The following is a 23,429-nucleotide window of genomic DNA, read 5'->3' as shown; positions in this document are numbered from 1 at the left end:
GGGAGTTTCAATTCAGCGCGGGCGGTGAGCGCGAGGGCGAGGAATAGGCAGAGTGAACGCATGGTCGGAAAAAAGTTGGGCAGTTGGAACGCCACGCGAGAACGATTCATTGCATCAAGTGCTCCTCATCAGCGGGAAGATTGCTGCAGTGGTTTCGTTCCATTGATTCGCATGAAATCCACGCCCGCACTCCTCGCTCTTCTGCTTTCGACCTCGCTGCTTCACGCCGAGGTGAAACTCTCCAAGGTTTTCACGCCGCACATGGTGCTGCAACGCGACATGAACGCGCCGGTCTGGGGCACAGCGGCACCGGGTGAGGAAGTCGTTGTCGAATTCGCCGGCCAGAAAAAAACCGCAAAGGCCGGCGCAGATGGCAAATGGAGCGTGAAGCTCGATCCCATGCCCGCCAGCGCCGAGTCGCGCACGCTGACCATCGGCGGCATCAACATCGACGACGTGCTCGTCGGCGATGTGTGGATCGGCTCCGGCCAGTCGAACATGGACATGGTCGTCGCGAGTTATACCAAGGGCGATCCCGTGCTCGATGCCGCGTCGAAGCAGTCGTATCCGCTGCTGCGCCTCATGCGCAAGGACGCCGGTGCCACGTGGGAGCTCTCAACGCCTGAGACGAACGTGAGGATGAGCGCGCTGCTCTTCTCCTTCGGCTTTCCGTTGCAGAAGGAGATCGGCGTGCCCGTCGGTCTCATGGTCGGCGCGGTGGGCGGCACGCCCTCCGGTTTCTGGCTCAGCGAGGAGATGTATCGTGACTCAGCTGAATGCGCCGAGGCGGTGAAGAAATTCGCACCGACTTACAACCACGCCGCATTGCTGAAGCAGTATGAGGCCGATAAGGCGAAGTATGAAACCGAACTCGCCGCATGGAAAGACGCCGCAGCCTCTGCGAAGAAGGCCGGCAAGCCCGCGCCACGTGGTCCGCGTGCTCCCAAGCTTCCTGGCAAACCCGGCGAAACGAACGGCGGCAAGGTCGGCCAGCTCTTCGAGCAATTCATCCGCCCCTACGTCGGCTACGGCATCAAAGGCGTGCTTTGGGACCAGGGCGAAAGCCGCACGAACATCGTCGGCGTCGATCAAGTCACACTCATGGGCGCGCTGATCAGCGGATGGCGCAAGGCCTGGGGCCAGGGCGACTTCCCGTGGCTCTACGTCGAGAAACCGAGCGGTGGCGGATGCGCCTTCGACTATTCGCAGCCGATGAACCGCCTCGCGGAGAAGTTTGCACCGCTGCCGAAAACCATCCCGACTGCTCCCGACAGCCAGTACTCGCACGTGGCCTTCGAGCAGATCATGAAGTATCCGAACACGCACATGGTCATCAGCAGCGACCTCGGCAACGGCATCCATCCGCCGAACAAATCCGGCTACGGTGCGCGTGCCGTGCAAGTCGCTCTCGCTGTCGCATACAAGAAGGGCACCGAATACCTCGGCCCGCAGCTCGCCGGACATCAAATCGACGGCGGCAAGGTCACGCTGAACTTCAAGCACCTCGGTAAGGGCCTCACCTTCAAGAATGGCGACCAACTGCAAGGCTTCAGCATCGCCGGTGTCGACAAAAAATTTGTCTGGGCCGACGCCGTGATCGACGGCGACAAAATCGTCGTCTCATCGGCCTCCGTCGCGCAACCCGCCGCGGTGCGTTACGCGTGGAGCAATGCCTTCCAGTGGGCGAACCTCTTCAACCTCGACGGATTTCCTGCGCAGCCCTTCCGCACCGACGACTGGTAAGTCATCTTTGTGCTGCGAATCATCGCGGGCCTGTGCTAGCGTTTCGCGTGATTCGTCTCGCACTCGCCGCCGCACTTCTGATCTCTTTCGCCTCCTGCGGGAAATCGCGTCCGCGTGCGGACCTGGTGTTCATCAACGGCGCGGAGCCGGAGAGCATCGATCCGGCGATCGTGACGGACCAGGTCGGCATGCGCATCTCGTCGGCGTTGTTTGAAGGGCTGTGTCGCATCGATCAGGCCGGCAAGCCGCAGCCGGGCATGGCGGAGACATGGGAAAAGTCGGACGATCGGAAGACCTACACCTTCCATCTGCGTCCGAATGCCGTGTGGAGCGATGGCGTGCCGCTGACGACTCAGGACTTCCTCTATTCGTGGCGCCGTGTGCTCGATCCGGACTTCGGCGCGGATTACGCGAGCCAGTTTTACGTCATCAAAAACGCCCGCGCGTTTCACGAGGGCACACTGAAGGACTTCACGCAGGTCGGCGTGACCGCAGTGGACGATCACACGCTGCGAGTCGAACTGGAAAACCCCACGCCCTACTTCATCGATCTCTGCGCCTTCGCGACCTTCGCTCCCGTGCCGAAACGCATCGTGGAAGAGCACGGCACGGCGTGGATCAAGCCGGGCGTCTTGATCGGCAACGGCTCTTACACGCTCGAAAACTGGCTGCTGGACGACCGCATCGTGCTGCGTCGCAACGAGCGCTACTGGGATGCCGCAAACGTGCCGATGCGCACCATCGAAGTGCTGCCGATCTCCGAGCCGAACACCGCGATCAATTACTTCCTCACCGGCCAGGCCGATCTCATCATGGACAAGGGCATGGTGCCGACTTCGCTCACCGCGAAGCTCAAGCAGCAGCCGTATTTCCACACCGGTCCGTTTCTTGGCAGCTACTTCACGCGTTTCAACGTCCACCGCGCTCCCTTCGACAATCCGAAGATCCGCCTCGCCTTCTCGCTGGCGATCGACCGCAAACGCGTGACGGAAAAAATCACGCAGCTTGGCGAGCGCAACGCTTACAGCCTCACGCCGCCCGGCGCGGGACAGGACTACCAACCGCCGCCCGGACCGGAGTTTGATCCGAAACGCGCGCAGCAGCTCCTCGCCGAGGCCGGTTATCCCGGCGGCAAAGGATTCCCACGTGTCGAATACCTCTACTTTCCCAAGCCGGTCGAACGCAACATCGCCGTCGAGTTGCAGGCCATGTGGCGCGAGCATCTCGGCGTGAGCGTCGATCTCGCGAAGCAGGAATGGAAGATCTACCTCTCGTCGATGAAGGAGAAGAACTACCACCTCTGCCGCAGCAGCTGGGTGGGCGATTACAACGACCCGGGCACGTTCCTGGAGATGTTCCTCTCCGGCAGTGGCAACAACCGCACCGGATGGGCCAGCACGACCTATGACGACCTCATCGCCGCCGCCGCACGCGAACCGGACTCCGACAAGCGCAACGCCATCTTCCAGCAGGCGGAGAAACTGCTCGTCACCGACGACGCCGTGATCATCCCGATTTACCACTACGTCGGCGTCCAGTTCTACCACGCCGACAAGCTCACCGGCGTGCAGCCCAACATGATCGACGATCATCCCTTCCGCTGCATGCGGTGGAAGTGATCACTTTGCCACTGCCGCAACAGCGATGCCAATCTCCACCGTCGGCTCGGTCGCATCGCCCATCGGCGGCTCGGTGGGGACGCCGCCTGCGGATTTCAAATCGTTGCCCACGGACCAGATCAGGCCACGGCTGAGATCATACTGCAGCGGAGCGCCCGTGTAGGGATCGACGGGCAGATCGAGCAGGTAGTTGAAGGTGCGCAGTTGCTCGAGCGTGGCGGGCACCGTCTTCTTTTCCGCGATGCAACGACGCACCGCAAACAGCGTGATGATCAGATTCCCACGCGTCCGCACCAGCCCCAGAAACGCGGGCATGGAGGTGTAGGTGCGCATGCGCTGATGAAAGTAGGCGAGGCCGGCGGAATTAGGCTGGAAGGAGGTTTCGACAAACTTGTCCTTTTCGAGCCGAACTTCGGACGTGTGCGCCAGCGGTGCCTGAGCATCCTCCTTCAACTGCCGGAACGCAGTGGCGAAGTGCTGCAGGGTTTCATACGGCTTGAAAAAGAGACGCCCCGGCCGCTGCAACTGCACGCCACCAGGCATCGTGTCGAGCAGTTCACCGCTTTGCGGGCCGAGGATGAGCTTCTTCTCGTGCACGTAGAACGAGCTCATCGCCCGCCCAAGCATCTCTGTCGTCGGCTGGCAGACATTGAACTGACGTTGGAACTGCCGCAGCGCGACTTCAGGCAGCTTGGTCTGCCGCAACAAATCGGCGAGCGTCTGCGCAGCCAGCGTCTGCGCCTCAAGCGAACGCTGATAACAGGACGGCCACGCCCAGATCTGCTCCAGCCGCCAGCCCAGCTCCGCGAGGTCGATCGCCGCCGTGAACGCCTCCTCCTCCAGCATGCGACGTGAGAGATAGGCCGCCTCCGCCTGCTTCAACAACATCGCCTGATGCCAGCGCGGATCGCTGCACAGGTCCGCCGCATGCCAGGCCGAATGCGCGGGATACCAGTCGGCGTCCTCCAGCAGATCGCGCAGATTGTCGAGCGCCGTGCCGTTCGCCTGCACCACACGCGACAACGTGGGCGTGTCCCACAACCACGGCGGTTTGCCGTACAGCGCGGAGTTTTCGAAGGGAGCGAGCGCATCCAGAAACTTGCGCAGCTTCATCGGCGTCGGAATCGACACGGCCTGATCGACAGGACGCTTCGGCAGCAGGTCTTCGTCGAAACCAGGAGCCTGATCATCCACATACAGCCAGGCAATGAACACAAACGCCAGCAATCCCATGCTCAGAATGACCAGCGAGGCCCAGGAGGTATCACGTTCCAAAGTTCGCGGATGACGTGTCACTGCGACAGTTCTCTGCGGCGACACCACCTGCCGCTGTGGACGCGATGGCGGCGATTCTTCTTCCAGCTTCCGAGAAGATGGCACAGGCTCTGATGGCCGGGGCTTGTCGTTCCGCTCAACCGGAGCGGGAGGCGGCGCCGGCTCTTCGCGCAGACGCTTTTTTGCCGGTGGTGCATCCAGCCACTCCTGATCCAGTTCCCAGGGGGACGACCACACGCCATCCCCTTCGCCGCTATGCGCGGGCTTATCGGCAGGGTTTTCTTGCGGCGTGTGGGGCCGGATCATGCGTGGCAGTATGTACGCACGAACGCCCGCAGGCAACGCACGTCATTTCTTCGCATCCCTCAGCGCCTTCGCCAGAATGCCGAAATACGGATAGGTGTCCCACACGTTCGTCGCGGGATCGGCGGCGCGCGGATCCTGCGTCTCACGCATCCAGGTGTCCACCTCGGCGGCGAGGCCGGCTTTGACTTTCGCATAGGCAGGATCGGCGGCGAGGTTCACGACCTGGTCGGGATCGCTTTTCAAATCGTAGAGCTCCTCGGCCGGTCGCTTGCCGAAGCTGAGTTCGAACAAGGGCTTCACCGCCGGATCGTCCGCATGCGCCATCATGTAGAGCTTCGTGCGCGAGCCGTCGATGTCGCCATACGGTCCCACGGAATAGTACAATTCCGGATCGCCCGCCGGCCAGCGATCAGGCCGCAGATTGCACAGATACAAATACTCCGCCGTGCGCACGCCACGCACCGGATAGCTCAGGTCGCCGCGCCGCACGTTTGCATGTCGCTCGCGCTCGATGAACATCCGATCGCGCTTCACCGCGGAAGTTTTTCCCGTGAGCACATCGACAAAACTGTGCGCCGTCATCTCCGGCCATGGCTTCAGTCCGGCGATCTCGAGCGACGTGGGCGCCAGATCAGTCAGCGAGACGAAATCATCGCTCACCTTGCCCGCCTTCACCTTGCCGGGCCAGCGCACCGCCAGCGGCACGCGTGTGCCGTGATCGTAGCAATGCGCGAGGCCGTGCGGCATCTGCCAGCCGTTGTCACCCGTGTGAATGACCACCGTGTTATCCAGCTCGCCGTTCTGTTCGAGCAGGGTGATCGCCTCGCCAAACGCCTCGTCCATCAACTCCACCTGCGCGAGGTAGTCCGTGATCTCCTCGCGAACTTCAGGCACGTCCGGCAGTGATTTCGGCACCCGCACCTTCGCCGGATCAATGCCGCGCGCCTTGCCGGTTCCAGCCTTCCACTTATTCAGCGACGTGTGCGTTGATCCGAACCAGAAGAAGAACGGCTGCTTCTCCTTCCGCGCCTGCATGAAACTCGGGAAGTCCTCAAACTGCGCCCCCGCCGGATTCAGCTCACGCCCAAAATCGATGTAGTTCCCCGGCGACCATCCTTTGCCAGCGAATCCGACATGCCAGCCGGCTTTCGTCAGTTCATCGCCGAACACGCGGAACTTCCCCGGAAACTTGCTCCAAAGGCTCGCCGCATCCTCGAGCTGATGCGCCGCGCGACCGGTGACGATGCAGGAGCGCGTCGGCGAACACGACGGCACCGGACAGAACGCATTCGTGAAGCGCATGCCCTCGCGGCACATGCGATCGAACACTGGCGTGCTCACCGCCTTGTCACCGTTCGCGCCCGCATGCTCATAAGACCAGTTGTCGCCGATGAGCAGCAGAATGTTCGGCGCCGCCTGGGTCTGGGCGACGATCATGCACGCGAGGAAGGACAGCATCCAAGTCTTCATGCGAGCAGTGTGACGACGCGTGGACAATCTTGTCAATCTTCGTTCTCCACATGCCATTTCCCCGCAGGCGTTTGCACGAAGCGCTTCCAGCATCGAAACTCAGGGCTCGCATGGATTCCAACTCTCCGTCCAACCTCGCCAGTGGCGGCATCACACGTTTTTTTGTCGAGCATCGCCTCTTCGGCTGGGTTTCCGTCGTTGCCGTGCTGGCATGGGGCTGGTTCGCGTTTCAAAAACTGCCACAGCAAGAGGATCCTACGTTCCCGACGCATGACGCGGTGTTGATCACGGTGATGCCGGGGGCTCCGGCGGAGGTAGTGGAGCAGGAGGTCACGACGAAGCTCGAAGAGGCGCTCGTGAAGCTGCCGACGCTCGAAAAACTGCAGTCACAGTCGAAGGACAACATCTCCAGCATCGTCGTCACACTCAAGACGGACACGAAAGAGGTGATCGACACGCAGTGGAAGAAGACGCGGGAGATTTTGGCGGAGGTGAAGCTGCCAGAAGGATGCGAGGAACCGCGACTAGAAACGGATTTCCAACTTCCAGCGACGCTGCTGTTCGCTGTGTTGGCCGAGGATGGAATGAAGGCGGGCAATGCGGCCGACATCGTCGAGCAGGAACTCAAGAAGGTATCGAGCACAGGACGCATTCGGCAGTTCGGCCACGCCCCGGAACAGATTCTCTCGTTCGAAGAGATGGCTGCGGCGAGTTACAGCGTCCGCACGCTGCATCGTGATGACGACGGTCCGTTAAAACCATCCGCGAGCGTGCTCGTAGCGGTCGAGATGAAGGCCGGAAACATCATCCGCGATTTCAAAACAGATGTGCTGGCGCAAATCGAGAAAACGAAACTGCCAGAGGGCGTGCGCGTCATCACGGTGTCCGACCAGCCTGCGGCCACGGCGCATCGCATCGAGGAGTTTTTGCGCTGCTTCATCGAAGCGGTCATCGTGGTCGTGCTCGTCGCCTTGCTATTGATGGACTGGCGCACGGCGCTCGTGGTGGCCGTGGCGATTCCGTTGACGATTGCGATGACGATCGGCGGCATGGCGGCGCTGGACGTGCCGTTGCAGCAGATCTCCATCGCCGCGCTCATCATCTCGCTCGGCATGCTCGTCGATGACCCGGTGGTGGCATCTGACGGCATCAATCGTGAACTCGCCGATGGTCAGCCGCGCGGCATCGCGGCCTGGCTGGGACCGTTCAAGCTGCGTCGCGCGATCTTTTTCGGCACGGTGATCAACATCGTCGCCTTCCTGCCGCTGGCGCTGCTGCCGGGGGACATGGGCGCGTTCATCATCTCGCTGCCCATCGTCATCACGCTCGCGCTCGTGTCATCGCGCATCGTGTCGATGACCTTCATCCCGTTGCTCGGTTACTACATTCTCAAAGGTCAGAAAGGCTTCGACGCCGTGAGCGGCTCGCATCCCGTTCATCGCCTGGTGCCGTTCTACAAATCCGCGCTGCAATTTGCCCTTCGAAAGCCGGTGCTTATCGTGTTGGGCGCGTTTGGTCTGCTGGCGGCCAGCACGGCCCTGATCCCGTTTTTCGGCAAGCAGTTCTTCCCGGCCGCCGAGCGCAATCAACTGCTCATCGACATCCAACTGCCCGAAGGCAGCCTCATCGAGCAAACGATGGCTGTCACCGGTCGCGTGGGCGACTTCCTGCAAAAGGAGGACGCCATCCAAAGCGCTGTCGTTGTCAGTGGCGGCGGCACGCCAATGTTTTACTACAACGTGCTGCCGCGTCAGAACGCCGCGAACATGGCGCAGGTGCTCGTGAACACTCAAAAGGCCGACGATGTGCCCGCGCTGATCGTGCATTTGCGCGAACTCTTCGACCGCGAGATCAAAGACGCGCTTTGCCTCGTGAAACAGATCGAACAAGGCCCCGCGCTCGAAACGCCGATCCAGATCGAAGTGAGCGGCGAAGGCGATCTCAAAGCCAAAGCCAACCTTGTGGCAGAGGAGCTGCGCAAAGCAGGTGCCTACAAAGTTCACGACGACTCCGGCATTCTTTCGCGGATCAATCAGCAACGCACGATCACCGTGAAGGCGCTTGCACCCTTCGGCGAACTCGCCTCGCGCATCCTCGCCAAGGCGCGTGATCATTTTCCGAATCAAGGCATCGCGTTCGGTGGTGAGGAGCGCGAACTGACCAACAGCCAGCGTGAGATGGAGCGCGTGCTGAAAATTTCGCTCGCTCTGATCGCGCTGGCGATGGTGATCCAGTTCCGCTCGATCATGAAATCGCTCGTGGTCATGCTCACCGTGCCGTTGGGGCTCATCGGTGCCTTCACCGGTCTCGCGACAACGCACGCATCCTTCGGCTTCATGGCGCTGATCGGCATCGTGAGCCTCGCGGGTGTCATCGTGAGCCACATCATCGTGCTGTCGGATTTCATCGAGGAGGAACGCGCCGCCGGCGTCGAACTCAAAGAGGCTCTCGTACAGGCCGCGCTCGTGCGATTGCGTGCCGTTCTGGCCACGGTCTTCGCCACTGTGTGCGGTTTGATCCCGCTGGCGCTCACCGGTGGCGAGTTGTGGCGTCCACTGACCGCCGTGCACATCTTCGGCCTGCTGTTTGCCACCGTGCTCACCTTGCTCGTGCTGCCGGTGCTCTACTTCCTCTTCGCGAAGTGGAAGTGGATCAAGTAGCCGAGAAGATGAGCGCCACGTTCGCGCCGCCGAAGCCGCTGCTGTTGCTCATCGCCACGCGGGGTGCTTCGTCAGAACGTTCGGTGAGAATGGGGATGCCTTCGCAGGCAGGATCGAGGTTTTGAATCTTGGCGGAAACCGGCATGAAGCCTTCGCGGATGGCGAGACAGCAGATGCCGGCCTCCAAAGCACCGGCGAGGCTCAAGCCGTGGCCGGTAAGAGCTTTGGTGCTGCTAACTTTCGGGCGTTTGTTGCCGGTGAAGACGGCTTTGAGGGCGTTGAGCTCGGCGAGGTCGCCAGCAGCCGTGGCGGTGGCGTGGGCGTTCAGATAGTCGATGGCGCTGGCGTCGAGATTCGCGTCTTGGAGCGCGTTGATCATTGCGCGAGCGAGGCCGGTGCCGCTGGGATCGGGGGCGACGACGTCGTAGCCGTCGGAGGCCTGGCCCCAGCCCTTGACTTCGGCGTAGATGGTCGCACCGCGGGCGGCGGCGTGTTCGGCATTTTCGAGGACGAGCGCAGCACCACCGCCGGTGATGATGAAGCCATCGCGACTCACATCAAACGGACGCGGCGCGAGCGTGGGATCGCTTTGAGCGCTGAGGGCACGCAGCGAGGCGAACGGGAGAATGTTGCACGGATGACAATCCTCGGCGCCGACGACGAACATGATCTTCTGCCGGCCGAGGCGAATCAAATCAGCGGCGCTTCCGAGTGCATGAGACGATGAAGCACAGGCGCTGCTGAAACCGACGGACGCGCCTTTGATGGCAAACTTCGCGGTGAGATTGAGATGCAGCGAATTTGGCATGCCGGTGACAACGGTCGGGGCCGAAGTGCGCGCCGGACCTCGCGTCAGAACGGAGTCGAGCGCGACGTGCGTCATCCACGACGAACCTGCGGAGGCGCAGTAGAGCCCGGTTTGCGGTGAGGAGACGAGCGCAGGATCGAGATTCGCATCGCGGATGGCCTCATCCATCGCGGCGGAAGCGAAGACGGCGTTTGGAACCATCGTGCGCAATTGCGCGCGGCTGAACTGCACATGCGGCGGGAAGGTCCAGTCGAGCGGATCGGCGCTGGGAAAGGTGAAACCCTTCACCGTGCCGGCGAGCTTTACGCGGTCATTCGCCGCGGCGAGCTCGGGCATGATTTCGATGCCGCAACGGCCTTCGCGCAGGCTTTGCAGCACGGCGGCGCGGTCGTTGCCGATGCTGGAGATGAAGCCGAGGCCGGTGACGACGACGCGGTTCATGCGGCGAGCTTGGAACGGAGGAAGGTCTTCAAATCGCCGAGCGTACGGATGCCGTTCATCTCCTGCGTGGCAACGGTGATGCCGAGCACCTCCTCCGCGGTCATGACGACCTCGATCATGCCAAAGGAGTCCATGCCGATGTCTTCAATGAGGCGCGAGTCATCGGTGGCGGCGGCGATGCCTTCCGGCTTGGGGTTCGCGGCATCGCGCTCGAGCACGCCAAGGATGATGGCGGGCAGTTCGTCGAGATCACGCGACTCTTCAAAACGCAACGCGGCGGCCACAGTGGCCTCGCTGCATCGTTTGAGCGACTTGGTGATCTGCTGCTGGCGTTCTTCGGTGACGGGCATGGCGTTGTTTTAGTCCGATGAAGGGCGGATTCAATGCTTCTCCGCGCTGAAGATGCCGTAGCGCTGGATGCCGAGTTCGTAGGCGAGCCAGATGCGGAAGAGGGTGAGGGCGAAGATGCGGTTCGGGTTCCGAGAGCTGAAAAGGAAGCTGCGGTAGTGCGGCTTGGTGAGCAGACCTTTGACTGTGCGGAGAGCGCAGAGCGGCCAGGTGTGCTTCACGAGTGGCGCGTAGTCTTTGAACTGGTAGTTCACGAACCCCGCAGCCTCGGTGGCGGCGCGGAATTCGCTCTCGGGACGCACGCCGGCAATCTGGGCCTCGCGTGTGATGGCGTCAATAAAGTGACGTTTGGCCACGGGATCGGGATTTTCGCAGGACATCCACGCGGTGGCGACGAGACGGCCGCCGGGCTTCATGACGCGGTAGCACTCGCGGAAGAAGGTGGGCAGATCAGGCATGTGCTCGAGGCTCTCGACGGTCTGCACGACATCGAAATGGTTCGCGGGCAGCTGGTTTTCATACCAGTCACGCACCATGAAGGTCGTCTTGCCGGGCACGTGGTTATTCGCCTGCGCGTAAGCGAGCTGCACGCTCGAAATCGTCATGCCGGTCACATGGGCACCGTAGCGCTGCGCGAGGATTTTCGCGGCGGCGCCGTAGCCGCAGCCGATGTCGCACACGTCGGTGCCTTCGCCGGTGTGGCCGAGCTCGGCGACGATCTTTACGAGGTTCTCCGCCGCCTCGGTGTCGCTTTCCTTGCCAGTGAACCACACGCCGTGGTGAACATGCTCGCCCCAGATTTCGCGGTAGAACTGATCAAGGTCGTCGTAGTGCGAAGCGGCACCGTCGATGGTGGGGACGTAGTCGGGAGTTGTGGACATGAATCAAACAGTGTGCGGCCTCAAGCTGGCCTGCGGGACGCGTGCGAGCGTGTTGAAGGGAATGGTGAGCATGGCGTAAAACGGCCCCATGCGTCGTGCGACCGGCCCCTGGCAGAGCAGGAACTTCAAAATGACATCACGCAGCGCGGAGCGCGTTGTGCCGCGCCAGGTGCCAAGCCACATGCCCCACTCGGCCCGGAAGATCGCGGTTTTGGCAGCCTTGCGGCGGAAGCGGTTGTAAGCAGGCAAAAGCGCGAGCGGATCCGATTTGGTGAGCACCTCGGCGAGGAATTCGGCATCGGCGAAGCCGGTGTTCATGCCCTGACCGCCGATAGGGCTCATGCCGTGCGCGGCATCACCGCAGAGAATGACGCGACCATCGTAGTAGCGATCGCAGTTGAAGCGACGTGGAGTGAAGACGCTCTCATTGACCTGATCCGAAGACGGCACGGTGATGCCTGTGCGCAGGTGCGTGAGATAGCTCACGAGGCCCTGGGGCGGTTCGTCCATGCGACGATCCGTTTGAACAATCCAACGCCGCTGACCGCCGGGAAGCGGAAACGACTCCACCGAACCGGTGGCGGTGAAAAACAGATGCGCTTCCTCACCGAAGCCGGTGCGGTCGATGAAATCACCCATGACGAAATGGCAGTCGTAGCTGCGTCCGGGCGCACGCATGCCGATGAATTCACGCACGCGGCCGCGCGCGCCGTCGCAGCCGATGACGAAGCGTGCGGTGAACTCGCCGCTGCTCGTTTGCACGATGCAATGATCCGCTTGCTGCTGCAAGCCGGTGACTTCGCAGCCGCTTTCGATGAACTCACTGCCAAGATGCTTCTGCAGGATCGCAATGGTCGTGGCCTGCGGCAGCGCGAGGATGAATCGATGCTCGTCCGGGATGTTGCGGAAGGAAACGCAGCCGAGTTTGCCGCGCTGACCATGCACGAAGCAGTCACGCACCTTCAAGCCGGCGTCGATAAACTCCGAGGCGAGGTGGAGTTTGTCGAGGATGTGCAGGGACGGCGGCGTGATACCGATGGCAGCCGAATGCGCGATGGGTTGCGTGCGCTTTTCCAGCACACGAATTCGCCGGCCTTGTTGTTTGAGCAGACAGGCCAGCAGCAGTCCCACGGGACCGCCGCCGACGATGATCGCGTCAAACTCCGGCTTCATGCATGCATCTTGTTCGATGTTTGCTTCGGCGGAGTGATGGCCGCGCCGCAGCGCTCCAGCACGGCCGTCTCCACCGTGAGGCCCGGACCAAACGCAATAGCGCAGGTCGTGGCGCGATCGGTTTCAGCCTCCTCGAGCATGCCTTTGAGCACAAACATGACCGTGGGGCTGCTCATGTTGCCGTAGTCTCGCAACACATCGCGGGAGATCTCGAGCGCATCGGGCGGCAAATCGAGATGCTGCTCGACCTGTTCGAGAATGGCACGACCGCCAGGATGCACGGCCCATTCATCGATGTCAGCGAGTTGCATGTTACGCTTTGCAAGCACGCCGCCGAGCATCTCACGAATGTTGCTGCCGATCAAATCGGGCACGTACGCAGAGAGCACCATGTTGAAACCGTGATCGCCGATGTCCCAGGCCATGTGAGCCTCGCTCGAGGGCACGAGCGCAGAGTGAAATCCCTGCACGCGGTAGTAAGGCCGGTCACCGGTCGGTTTGCGTGCGCTCATGATTGCTGCCGCCGCGCCGTCGGCGAACAGCGCGTTGGCGACGATGCTTTCAGGTCTGTCGCTCACCTGCAAATGCAGCGTGCAAAGCTCCAGACACATGACGAGCACCACCGCGTCCGGATTCGCCTCACAAAACTGCGCCGCCATGCGCATGGCGGGGAACGCGGCGTAGCAACCCATGAAGCCGATGGTGTAGCGCTCCACGTTTTCGTTCAGGCCGAGATCGCGAATCATGTGATAATCCGGCCCCGGATTGGCAAAGCCGGTGCAGGAGGCGAAGACGATGTGCGTGATCTGCTCCTTCGTGAACTGCGGACATTCAGCGAGCGTCTTGCGGGCGAGTTTCACCGCGAGGTCGTGCGAGGCTTTGGCATAAAGCGCGTTGCGCTGGCCGGTGGTGGGAGAACTGATCGTGCCGTCCGGCAGGGTGCGAAACAACTCGCCGTCGTCCTTGAGGAAATCGTCGCTCACGCTGTAGCGCGTGTCGATGCCGGTGCGCTCGTAGATCATCTCGACCATGCGTTTCGCACGTGGATCGGTGACCCAGGTTTTCATGCGGCCACAGGCGAACTCGTTGCTGTAAATGAACGGCGGCGTCTCGGTGGCGATGTGATGAATGAAGGCGGGCATGGAGATCAGTTTTTGGAACGTTTCAGTTCGACGGCACAGTGGACTTTGATCGTGTCGCCGACACGGATGAACAGCAGCACGGAAGGGACCTTGATGTCGCTCTTTTTGAGGGAGAGATCGAAATCGAGGTCAAAGGAGGCCTTGTCACCATCGAGCTTCCAGTGGCTGATCTTGCCGGTGAGTTTTTGTGTCTTGCCGAGCAGCGTCAGTTTGAGCGGAAGCGCGGCCGGCGCGGCATCGCCCTGGCGGATCGCGGTGAACGGTGTGTCGATGACGCCGGTGATGAGCGGATGCTCGGTGACTTTCATGGCCTTGCGCATGTTTTCGTCACGCTTGGCCTCGTCGGTGTCCATCTTGGCGGCTTCCACGGTCACCGTGGCCTCGACGCGTGTGGGATTACCATTCGCATCCGTGGTGACTTTGGTGGCAAAAGGTTTCGCCTCCACATTGCCTCCCCAAGCGTGCAGCGTGGAGGTGCCGTCGAAGGAGATCTTGCTGGTGCCGGACCAGGTGGTGGTGTCCGCCGCCGCTGACAGCGTGGCGAACAAGAGGAACAATGAAAGGGAACGAATGATCATGATGAGATTATGGGGATGGAATGGCCGAGTGACAATGACACCGGCAGAAAGGTGCCGACTGAGACGATGCAATCTCGAAACCTGTCCGGTTTGGAAAAGCGATGCCTGATCAGCAACGCTCAATGCAGAGCCAGCGATGCCGGCGGGTGCGGACTGGAACCGGGGTTTCCGCAGACGCTAGGTTAGAATTCAGACAAATCTGTTTCACGGCGCCCCGCGATTGATCGGACGCCAGACAGACCGGCGGCCCGGCGTCGTCCTGCGGACCCTTCATATCTCCGATACTCAGCCCTTCGTCACATTCCACCATCGGCTGCGAAGCGTGCCGCTCGCCCGCCTGTCTTTCAGGAAAGCTGACCCCATCGCAGGGCTGGCACAGCACGCAAAGGATCAAGATGGAAATGCGGAGATTCACAAAAGAGCGTGATACGACCTGACACAGCGGGACACGCTCAATCAATCTCACGTTGTCAGGACGATCAAATATCATTCGCATTGATACCCAGTCTCAGCGACGGCGATCTTGTATGATGGGCGGAGTGTTGCGTCCATGGGAAACCGATAATCAGGGGCGCACCAGACGGAAGAATCGACTGCCCGAGCTGGTGGGAACAGTCACGCTGCTGGTGCCGTCGGCGGTGGTGACCGGACGGGTGGAATTGAACCAGCTCGACGGATTGAGATCCGGCGACTCCTGCAGGATCCAGCCGGTGAATGAATCCGGCCAGGACACGCTCAGGCTTCCAGGTGCGACCTGCGACAGCCCGACCTGCGGCGTTACGACGACATCATTCACCCCCAGCATGAAGGGCGAGAGACTTGGTGTGAAGGCTTCGATGATGTTGTGCGCCGCATCCACCTTGCAGTTGAGCTTCTCCCAAACGCCGTTGTGGAAGTGGTAGATGACGAGCTGGTTTTCGTCGTAGCCGGGCGGCAGGAGGGCGGGGTTGTAAGCGAACTTGAGCTTGATGCCGCCGGTGTGGGCACCGCTGTAATTCAACTTCCAAAGCTGGCGGCGCGTGCCGTTGGGCGTTTCGAAGGAAGGCAGCGCGAATTCGCCATCGCCCTCGCGCTCAGCGAGTTCGTCATCGTCCGCTTCGGAATAGGAGCCGAAGAAGGTGCCTTCCTGATCGATGTCGTCGAACTCAAAATCCACGCCGCCGACATGACCGGAGCCGCCGTTGCAACTGCCACCACCGCCCGTGCCGTTGCTGCCGCCGCCGGTGACCACGACCTTCGTTCCCGTGAGCAGACTAAGGACGATGTCCATGCTCACAGTCTGATCCGGCGCGAGAGAGCCCAAGTCCCAGCGCTGCGCACCGGCGATCCAGCGCGTCGGCGGCGCAAAGTTGTCGCGGCCCTGACGGCCGGCATACGGTGCGTGCTGCCAGTTGTCCTCGACAGACAGATGCACGCCGTCGGACGGCTTGCCGACGTTGTGGTCGTCAATGCCGTTGCCTTCAATGCCGTAGTAGCCCAGTTCAAACGCGGTGGGTGCCGTTTTCGCGTGGAATCCGATGAGATCCTCCAGGCCGACACTGGAACTGTCTGCCCCTGCAGCGCTGTCATCCACGCCAGCCATGGTGACGTCATACTGGTACTCGCCGAGCTTGCCAGGATAGGTTCGGTTGTCGTACTGCCCGTGCTGCGAGATGAAACCGTGCAGCAACTGGAAGAGCTGCAGGTTGGTGATAGTGGTTCCGCTGACGTTTTTGACGGTGAAGCTCTGGTTCATCACGTAGCGGTTGCTGTCCACCGAGACAGGAGCTCCGGCACTGCTGGCGGGTGTGATGCCCATCGGCGTGCCGACGACGGTGTCCACCATCTCAAAGCGCAGGGTGATTTCGAGGTCGTCGTTGGAAATGACCGATTCGGCGATGGGCAGACCGTCGAGATTGAGACCGACGAAGTGGATGCCTGTAACCACATGGAAGTCGGAGTTGGTCTGCCAGTCAGGATAGAGGAAGTTCGGTTCCAGCCAGGTGGGCACATGCGGCGTGCCATTGCGAGTGTAGGCCACGGCGCTGCCCCATTCACCAGAGAGGTACTCACGGCCTTCGAAGCCGGGAGTGTTGTCGAGCAGGAAGTCCGAGTAGCCGAAGTCGGACAGCGTGATGTTCCAGTTCGGGTTCGCCAGTGTCATCGCGCCACCGGTGCTGCCATCGGGACTGACGACGACATTGTCGACTAGAACACGCGGCGCACCTGCGACTGGATCGACAAGCTGAATGATGACCTGATCGAAGGGAGAAGCCGAATTGAAGCTGAGGTTGCCGACAGGCAGTGAATCACCCGCGACGACGCTGCCGTGCGCAATGGCTGTGCCGACGACCACCGGCGCAGCGCCCGAGTTGTCGATGGCCGTTAGCTGCACCGTCGAGGCCACCGGCACATCGAGCGCCTCCACCGTGGCAAAGTCAAAGCTGATGCCCGTGACCGACTGATCCAGCGTGACTTCGAGACTGGCACCATCGACGACGGACTCGAGATAGTAGCCGGAGAAGGTGGGAAGCACGCGTCCCGTGGCGGCCTCCGTTTTCACGACGAATCCACCAGCATCCGGTGAAGCGAACGACGCGGTGTAGCCGGCCTTGGTCTGATCAAACGGCACAGGCAGATCCGCCATCAGCAACGGCGCGGAAGTGTCGAAGTCGAACGTGAGCGCCTGCACCGGCGCTGAAAAGTTCGCCGTGTAGGTTTCGCTCGCCGTCGGTGTGAAGGTGTAGCTCGTGCTGGTGCTGACGACATTGCCGAGGCTGTCCTTCCAGTTGAGGAAGGTGTAGCCGGGATTGGTGGTCACGTCGATCGTGGTGCTGTCACCGGGATTCACCAGACCGCCGCCGGTCGCCGTTCCGGCGAGAGACGGGAAGACGCTGGTGCCGACATTGTAACCTTGGGCAAAGTTGGCCACCAGCGTGCGGTTCACGGATGCGGTGAAGGTGTAGCTCGCAGAATTGCTCACCACCGTGGCGCCATCCGTCCAGTTCGTGAAGGCGTAGCCCGCATTCGGTGTTGCGGAAACCGTCACGCTGTTGCCGATGCCGTACCCGCCGCCGCCGCTCGTCGTGCCACCCGCCGCCGGAGCAGCGCTGGTGCTGATGACCACGCCGCCCGTGGGCATGAAATTGGCGACGTAGCTATGGTTCGCCTGGATGTTGCTGAAGTTGTATGTCGTGCTCGTGCTCACCTCGACGCCGTTCTCCGTCCAGTTCACAAATTGATAACCGGAAGCCGGGAAGGCCTTCACATTGCCACCGTCTCCAGGGTTGTAACTGGGGCTGTCCGCCTCCGTGGTGCCGCCCTGTGAAGGATTCGAGGTGCAGGTGACCACATACGCCTGCGAGAAACTCGCCACGAGCGTGCGATCGGCACTGACTGTGAAGGTATAGCTCGCGCTGCTGCTCACATTGCTGCCGTTCTCTTTCCACTTGGAGAATTTGTAGCCCGGGTTCGCCGTGGCGGTCACCGTCGCGCTGGTGCCGTCGGCATACGAGCCTCCGCCCGAGGTGGTGCCGCCCGCCGCAGGACTCGAGCTGGTGGCGATCATGCGCTGCGTTCCCCCGATGATCACAAAATTGGCCACCAGCACACGACTGGCGGCGATGGTGAAGGTGTAGCTCGCACTCGCGCTCACCTGCGTGCCGTTCTCCGTCCAGTTCACAAAGTTGTATCCGGCATTCGGAGACGCCGTCACTGTCACGCTTGATCCACTGGCAAAGGAGCCGCCACCGCTCGTCGTACCTCCGATGGACGGCGTGGCGCTCGTGGTCACGACATAGTTCGAGGCGAGGGTGAAGTTCGCCACGAGGTCGCGATCCGCTGCGGCCGTGAAGGTGTAGCTCGCACTGGCACTCACCGGCGCGCCGCCTTCCGTCCAGTTCACAAAGGAGTAGCCCTGATTCGGCGTGGCCGTCACCGTCACGCTGTCGCCGTCCGCCACCACGCCGCCGCCCGTCGTGGTGCCACCAGCCACCGGTGCAGAGGCGGTGGTGATCGTCCTCATCACAGCGGCGGCGGCAAAGTTGGCCACCAGCGAGTGATTCACATCCATCGTCAGCGTGTAGCTGGCGTTCGAGCTGACGACCTGCCCGTTGTCGGTCCAGTTGAGGAACACAAACCCGTCCGCCGGCGTGGCCGTCACCGTCGCATCCGCGCCGACGTCATAAGATCCGTCGCCTATGGTCGTGCCGCCGTCGATGGGCGACGGCGCGGTGTCCACCAGACTGGCCGGAGGCAGCGCGGCGCCCTGCGCGGCGATCGCCATCGTGTAGTTCTTCGACACATCGGGGTTGACCAGGTCGCTCGCCATGATCGTGAACTGGTACTCGCCTGCGGTCGTCGGCGTGCCGCTGAGCACGCCTGTGACGTCGTCAAAAGTCATCCCCGGAGGAATGGTGCCCGACTGCACACAGACAAAGGGCAGCGCGCCTTCGACCACGACCGAACGTGCCGCGAAGGGCTTGTTCACCTGGCCGTCGCCCACGTGATCGATGAGACCCACCGGCTCATCCACGTCCACCGCCGCCATCTGTGCACCGGTGTAGTCGCCCACGACAACTTTCGTGGACATGTCCGTCGTCACCGTCACCCATTCGCCTGCGACCATGTGGTCGGCGTACGTCACCGTGCCCGAACCATGAATGCCGTCAGGGCCCACCGCATCGCCCATGGCTTCGCCCGTCTCGGCATCCAGCGGACCGACATACTTGTAGAACTCGTAGCGGCGGGTGACCACCTCGTTGCCACCGGGGAGATCTTCGGGCGCGGCGGCCAGTTCATCATTCACGCCTCCTCCAGCAGTTTTCTTTTGCAGGATGCGCCACTCCACTTCGATCTCGTCCGGTTCGCCATTCCGCCAGTTCTTGTCGTTCGCATCGTTGGGGTCATCCGAGACGAGCTCACGCAGTTTCACCTTGTTGCTGTTATGTGTCGTGGTCTTGATCTCCTTCACCCAGACCGCCTTGCCGAATTGCTTCACCGGAGGCGCGGGCGGAACGGGCGGCACGATGACCGCCTGCACTTGGGCCGGTGCAGCGCCCGCCGCCGGGAAGTAGGTGAAGGTGGGCGTGGAAACCTGAACTTCGCCGCCATGGATCAGCGTGCCGGCGCCGTTGTCGACGAGCCAGTTGTACTTCACAGCGCTGGGCGGCGTGCGATAACCCACGCCGAAGTGCTCGCCGCCGAAGTTCACGCTCGGATTGGTGAACATGTGTCCGTTGGTCGGAGCGATCGGGCCGCTCGGAATCGCCGTGTAGGCGGCCCAGCTGCCATCGGGGTTCTTCTTGCTCTGCCAGCGGATGAAGACCTTCGGATGCGCCGGGTCGGTGTTGTCTTCCGTGATCTCGGGCGCTCCGTAGTGATTGTAGTTGTAGGTGTAGGTGACGTCCGTGCTGTGGCAGTCATCCAGTTCGATCTCGAAGCCGTGACACTCTTTGCCAGTGTCGTTGACGGTGTCGAAGTTGTTGATGCTGCCGTAGGCGATGCTCGCCTCGACCATCTGTGGAGTGAAGGCCATCAGCAGGCTGGCAAATCCTGCAAGCACTCGAGCGAATCCGTGGCGGGCGGTAGACGTGGTCATGGTCCGGGATTTCGCCACAGGCCACCTCGGGGGTCACGTTATCGTTTGGTAATGAAGCGATCACCCGGCCCCGGCGCATTCCTGGCCTCTCATGGCCTGGCGAGGCGGAAAAAACATCCGCCTTCCGATGAAGGAACACTGATCTGGTTCTGGCCTCCGTTGACGGTGATGGTTCGCGTCGAAGGGGCCCAGTGGATCAGGTCGATGCTTTCTTCGAGCGTCCAGTTCAGCGACGATGGCCAGGCAAACTGGAAATCGCCCGACGGCACTGCGGGCGGGCTGACATCGAGGACTGGCAGCGGTGCAAAATTCGCGACAAGGCTGCGACTGGCCGTCACATCGAACGTGTAGTCTGCCAGCGTGCTCATCTCGACGGCGCCCTCCGTCCAGTTCACGAAGTAATAGCCCGGACCGGCTGTCGCGGTGAGCGTGCAGGGCGCGTTGCTGTCATACGTGCCCGCGCCGCTGACCGTTCCTGCTGAGGCTGATGACGTGGTCGCGGTGATGTCGAAGGTGATTGGCGGCAATGGTGGATTGGTATCGATCAGTGTGAGCGCCGTCAGTGCGAAGTCACCCCACATGTGGATCTTGTAGGTGTCGTAGTTGACGAGCGACGGCGTGTAGGAAAACGAAGCGCCGCCGTAGCCCGTGCAGTCGAACAGCAGCGGATCTGGCAGGGCATCTTCGCCATTCAGGAGCGGCATGATCTCGAAGGCGGCTCCCGCGCCCGCGGTGTTCAGCAGGATTTTTCCGGTGAAGGACTTCAGGTCGAACTTTTTCCCGTCAGCCCGCTTGATCGTGATGTTCGCTCCTTGGCCCAGCAAGGGACCGGCCGTGGTGGCCTGCGCTTGCACGCCCGTCGGCCAGTTGACCGAGAAAAAGCGGCCGGTGGGCGGGCCGCCAGGGCTCGGCGACCAGTAGCCGTCCACCGAATACGTGAACCAGTAGTCGCCACTGCGAATCGTGACAGCATTGATGCTCGACGACACCACGGTCATCGTTTGCGAGGCGTTGAAGAAGACGTTCGTGTAGGTCGTGGCGAGTGCCGGAACCGCCTGGAAAATGCACGCTAACACCCAAAGCAGCCGGTTGGCGACGGCCGCGAACAAGACAGAGCACTGGCCCGTTCGAACGTACGGTTTCATGCCGTCATTGCACCACCATCGTCGCCGGAGGACACGTTATCGTTTGGTAATGAAGCGCGTCCCGCAGGGAATTGCTCCATCTCCTCCCGCAGACGCTGGCAGATGCGGTGCAGGGCTACGGCTACGGCGCTGCGTTTGCGACCTTGCTCTATCGCGATGCTCTCGGCGGACTTTCCTTCGAGGTAACGCAGCCGCAGCAGATCGCGCTGCGGCTCGGGCAAGGCGTCCACGCGTTGCGCAAGCACGCGCAAGCGGGCGCGGTCGGCGGGTGCATCTCCGGGCCGCTGCACGCGCTCGTGCTCGAACCACGCGTTCTCACGCACCCGCCGCCGGACTTCGTCGCGCTGATGATTGAGCGCCAGATGCCAGGCGATCGTTTTGAGCCACGCTCGAAACGAGTTGCCGCGCTGGAAACGGGCGGCCCGCTGAAAGGCCGTGACCAGCGCCGCATGCGCGAGCTCTTCGGCATCGCAGCCGAGCACCCGTCCCGCAAGCCAGCGGCGCAGGTCGGGCACGCACTGCTCGTAGAGCTGCGTGGCGGCGTCCGGATCGCCGTTCAAGGCGCGCACGAAGAGCCCGGAGCATTCGTCATGCTCGCCATAAGAAGCGTCGTCGAGCGTGGCTTTCATGGACGATTTGATTCGATGCGGATGAACCGCGCCAGCGCGGCGTCGGTGCCGATGGTGTCGCGCGCCTTGAGTTCGGTGGAGGTGTTGTTGAGGATCGTCGCGGGCGACCAGCCCTGCAGGTCGCCGGAGACCTTGATCGTCGTGGTCATTTCCGGTGGGCGCATCGGACTGCGCAGGACACGCAGCGTGAGGTAGTTCGTCCCGCCGACGTTTTCGATCTGATGCTGCGGCGCCACGCTGCGCAGCAGTGGATCGAGCCCGAGCGCGTATTCGATCCAGTCACTCATGCCGTCACCATCGCTGTCGCGCGTGTAGTCCGTGGTGCCGACGATGACGGACACGGTGGCAGGCTGTGAATCGACAAAGCTGCCCGAATCACTTGCGATGTAGGTGAACACATCCGGGCCTTGATAACCGCTGTCCGGGAAATACGTCGCCACCGTTCCGGCGATGCCTACCGTGCCGTGCGTGGGCTGCTCGATGACGCGAAGCTGCGGATTCGTGCCGCTGGCCGTGAGCGTGATGCTGGTGGGTGTGTTCAATGGCACGGCGAGCTGCGCATTGGCGACCGTGGGACCGACGTGCGTGGTGATGTTGCTGCTGCCCGGGCCGTTGTGGCAGTAGTAGCAGCTCACTTCCATGCCGCGCTTCACCGTGAACGGCCCAAACTTCGTGCTAAGGGCGCGATCCGCCTGCGCACGCGACAATTGCGTGCCGCGCAGATCACTTCCGTGGCACTCGCGGCACGCGGCGTAATTGGGACTGATGGCGCGGGCGATGTCGGCGTGATCTTTGACCCAGGTCTGGCTGCCGATCGGATGAATGCCATGCGGCCCGCCGACGCTGTTCGATGGCATCGACGGATGACACACGGTGCAGTCCGCGAGCTTGCCACGATGCCCCTGCTTGCCCCACGAGTACAAATTGTCATCGCGATGCAGCGACGGGTATTCCGCGTGCGTGCTGCCGTGGCAGGCACTGCAGACGAGTCCGCCGTGGCCTTTCGAGAAACGAAACAGCGAGATGCCGGCAGCAGGCGTGTCCGCATTCGTGGCAAAGCGTTGATTCGCCGGCACGCGCATCACGCCGGGAGATGAAAACACGGACGTGTAGCGGGCCTGGCCTTCGTTGTTCACGGCGTCGCCGCTGTGGCAGGCCTGGCAGTTCGGCTCGTTCAACCAGCCCGTGCGCGTCGAGGCACCGACGGCGGCCATGTTGCCATGACAGCTCTGGCATTGCATCACGAGCGATCCGTCCGCTGCATTCACCGCGCTGCCCATCGCACCGCGCAGGCAGCGCGTTTCGCTGCCGGGATGGCAGAGATAACACGAGTTGCGGCTGGCGACGTTGTCGAGCTGAAGGCCGTTGGTGGGGTTGGTGACCATGGCGTGCCGGGAGTGCATCGCCGCAGTGAGCGGCTTCACTCCGGCAGCGCCACCGGTGCCGAGCGCCTCGGACGCATGACAGGCGGCGCAGAGCACCTGCTTGTTCGCGTTCACCACGCTTTGATACAGTCCTTCCGACGCAAAACCCGCCGCGGCGAGCGCGGGTGCGTAGAGCGGATTACCGGCGTTCTTTTCATCGTGCAATCGCAGGATGTTCAAGCGGAAGTCGCGCTTGTCGTTCGCATCGT

Annotated in this window: 15 protein-coding genes; 3 read left to right on the top strand and 12 right to left on the bottom strand. The window is 62.0% G+C overall.

Annotated features, from left to right (window positions below):
* The first annotated feature begins 171 nt into the window (after window positions 1-171).
* Both KDL09_RS21600 and KDL09_RS21595 read left to right on the top strand, forming a co-directional pair.
* A complete protein-coding gene (locus KDL09_RS21600) occupies window positions 172-1,743 on the top strand; it encodes a hypothetical protein (protein WP_294389734.1) in 1,572 nt (523 codons plus the stop codon).
* A gap of 47 nt (window positions 1,744-1,790) precedes the next feature.
* Entirely contained in the window at window positions 1,791-3,362 is a 1,572-nt protein-coding gene (locus tag KDL09_RS21595; protein WP_294389730.1) for a peptide ABC transporter substrate-binding protein, read from the top strand.
* On the opposite strand, the gene KDL09_RS21590 is transcribed toward KDL09_RS21595, so the two are convergent.
* Complete coding sequence (locus KDL09_RS21590; protein WP_294389727.1) at window positions 3,363-4,943, bottom strand: hypothetical protein; 1,581 nt, start codon at window positions 4,941-4,943, stop codon at window positions 3,363-3,365.
* Window positions 4,944-4,985: 42 nt separating this feature from the next.
* Entirely contained in the window at window positions 4,986-6,413 is a 1,428-nt protein-coding gene (locus KDL09_RS21585; RefSeq protein WP_294389722.1) for a sulfatase, read from the bottom strand.
* Window positions 6,414-6,523: 110 nt separating this feature from the next.
* Here KDL09_RS21585 and KDL09_RS21580 point away from each other — a divergent pair, with 110 nt between their 5' ends.
* Entirely contained in the window at window positions 6,524-9,073 is a 2,550-nt protein-coding gene (locus KDL09_RS21580) for an efflux RND transporter permease subunit (protein ID WP_294389720.1), read from the top strand.
* On the opposite strand, the gene KDL09_RS21575 is transcribed toward KDL09_RS21580, so the two are convergent.
* The 10 genes from KDL09_RS21575 to KDL09_RS21530 form a co-directional block, all read right to left on the bottom strand.
* Window positions 9,066-10,322 (bottom strand): beta-ketoacyl-[acyl-carrier-protein] synthase family protein, encoded by a 1,257-nt coding sequence (locus KDL09_RS21575; protein ID WP_294389717.1) that lies wholly within the window; start codon window positions 10,320-10,322, stop codon window positions 9,066-9,068. The two genes, KDL09_RS21580 and KDL09_RS21575, sit on opposite strands and share 8 nt — an antisense overlap.
* Window positions 10,319-10,672: an acyl carrier protein gene (locus KDL09_RS21570; protein ID WP_294389714.1), complete on the bottom strand. Its 354-nt coding sequence runs from the start codon at window positions 10,670-10,672 to the stop codon at window positions 10,319-10,321. Before KDL09_RS21570 ends, KDL09_RS21575 begins: the two co-directional genes overlap by 4 nt.
* Window positions 10,673-10,702: 30 nt before the next feature.
* Window positions 10,703-11,551, bottom strand: coding sequence for a methyltransferase domain-containing protein (locus KDL09_RS21565; protein ID WP_294389711.1), 849 nt, complete (start codon window positions 11,549-11,551; stop codon window positions 10,703-10,705).
* 3 nt (window positions 11,552-11,554) lie between these two features.
* The gene (locus tag KDL09_RS21560; RefSeq protein ID WP_294389710.1) at window positions 11,555-12,724 is read right to left on the bottom strand and encodes an NAD(P)/FAD-dependent oxidoreductase; all 1,170 of its coding nucleotides are present in this window, start codon (window positions 12,722-12,724) and stop codon (window positions 11,555-11,557) included.
* Entirely contained in the window at window positions 12,721-13,866 is a 1,146-nt protein-coding gene (locus KDL09_RS21555) for a type III polyketide synthase (RefSeq protein WP_294389707.1), read from the bottom strand. The genes KDL09_RS21560 and KDL09_RS21555 overlap by 4 nt, the downstream gene beginning before the upstream one ends.
* A gap of 5 nt (window positions 13,867-13,871) precedes the next feature.
* On the bottom strand, window positions 13,872-14,444 hold the full coding sequence (locus KDL09_RS21550) for a YceI family protein (RefSeq protein WP_294389705.1): 573 nt from the start codon (window positions 14,442-14,444) through the stop codon (window positions 13,872-13,874).
* Window positions 14,445-15,009: 565 nt separating this feature from the next.
* A complete protein-coding gene (locus KDL09_RS21545; RefSeq protein ID WP_294389702.1) occupies window positions 15,010-20,022 on the bottom strand; it encodes a putative Ig domain-containing protein in 5,013 nt (1,670 codons plus the stop codon).
* An 89-nt stretch (window positions 20,023-20,111) separates the two neighbouring features.
* Window positions 20,112-21,167 carry a hypothetical protein gene (locus KDL09_RS21540; RefSeq protein ID WP_294389699.1) on the bottom strand — a complete coding sequence of 352 codons (1,056 nt, stop codon included), beginning with the start codon at window positions 21,165-21,167 and terminating at the stop codon, window positions 20,112-20,114.
* On the bottom strand, window positions 21,164-21,796 hold the full coding sequence (locus KDL09_RS21535) for an RNA polymerase sigma factor (RefSeq protein WP_294389698.1): 633 nt from the start codon (window positions 21,794-21,796) through the stop codon (window positions 21,164-21,166). Before KDL09_RS21535 ends, KDL09_RS21540 begins: the two co-directional genes overlap by 4 nt.
* A partial coding sequence (locus tag KDL09_RS21530) for an Ig-like domain-containing protein (protein WP_294389697.1) occupies window positions 21,793-23,429 on the bottom strand: 1,637 nt, incomplete at its 5' end. The genes KDL09_RS21535 and KDL09_RS21530, both read right to left, overlap by 4 nt.

The organism is Prosthecobacter sp., from assembly GCF_020439865.1.
GTDB lineage: Bacteria > Verrucomicrobiota > Verrucomicrobiia > Verrucomicrobiales > Verrucomicrobiaceae > Prosthecobacter.
The sequence above is the reverse complement of the archived record's forward strand: the minus strand, read 5'-3'. Positions and strand labels throughout refer to the sequence as shown.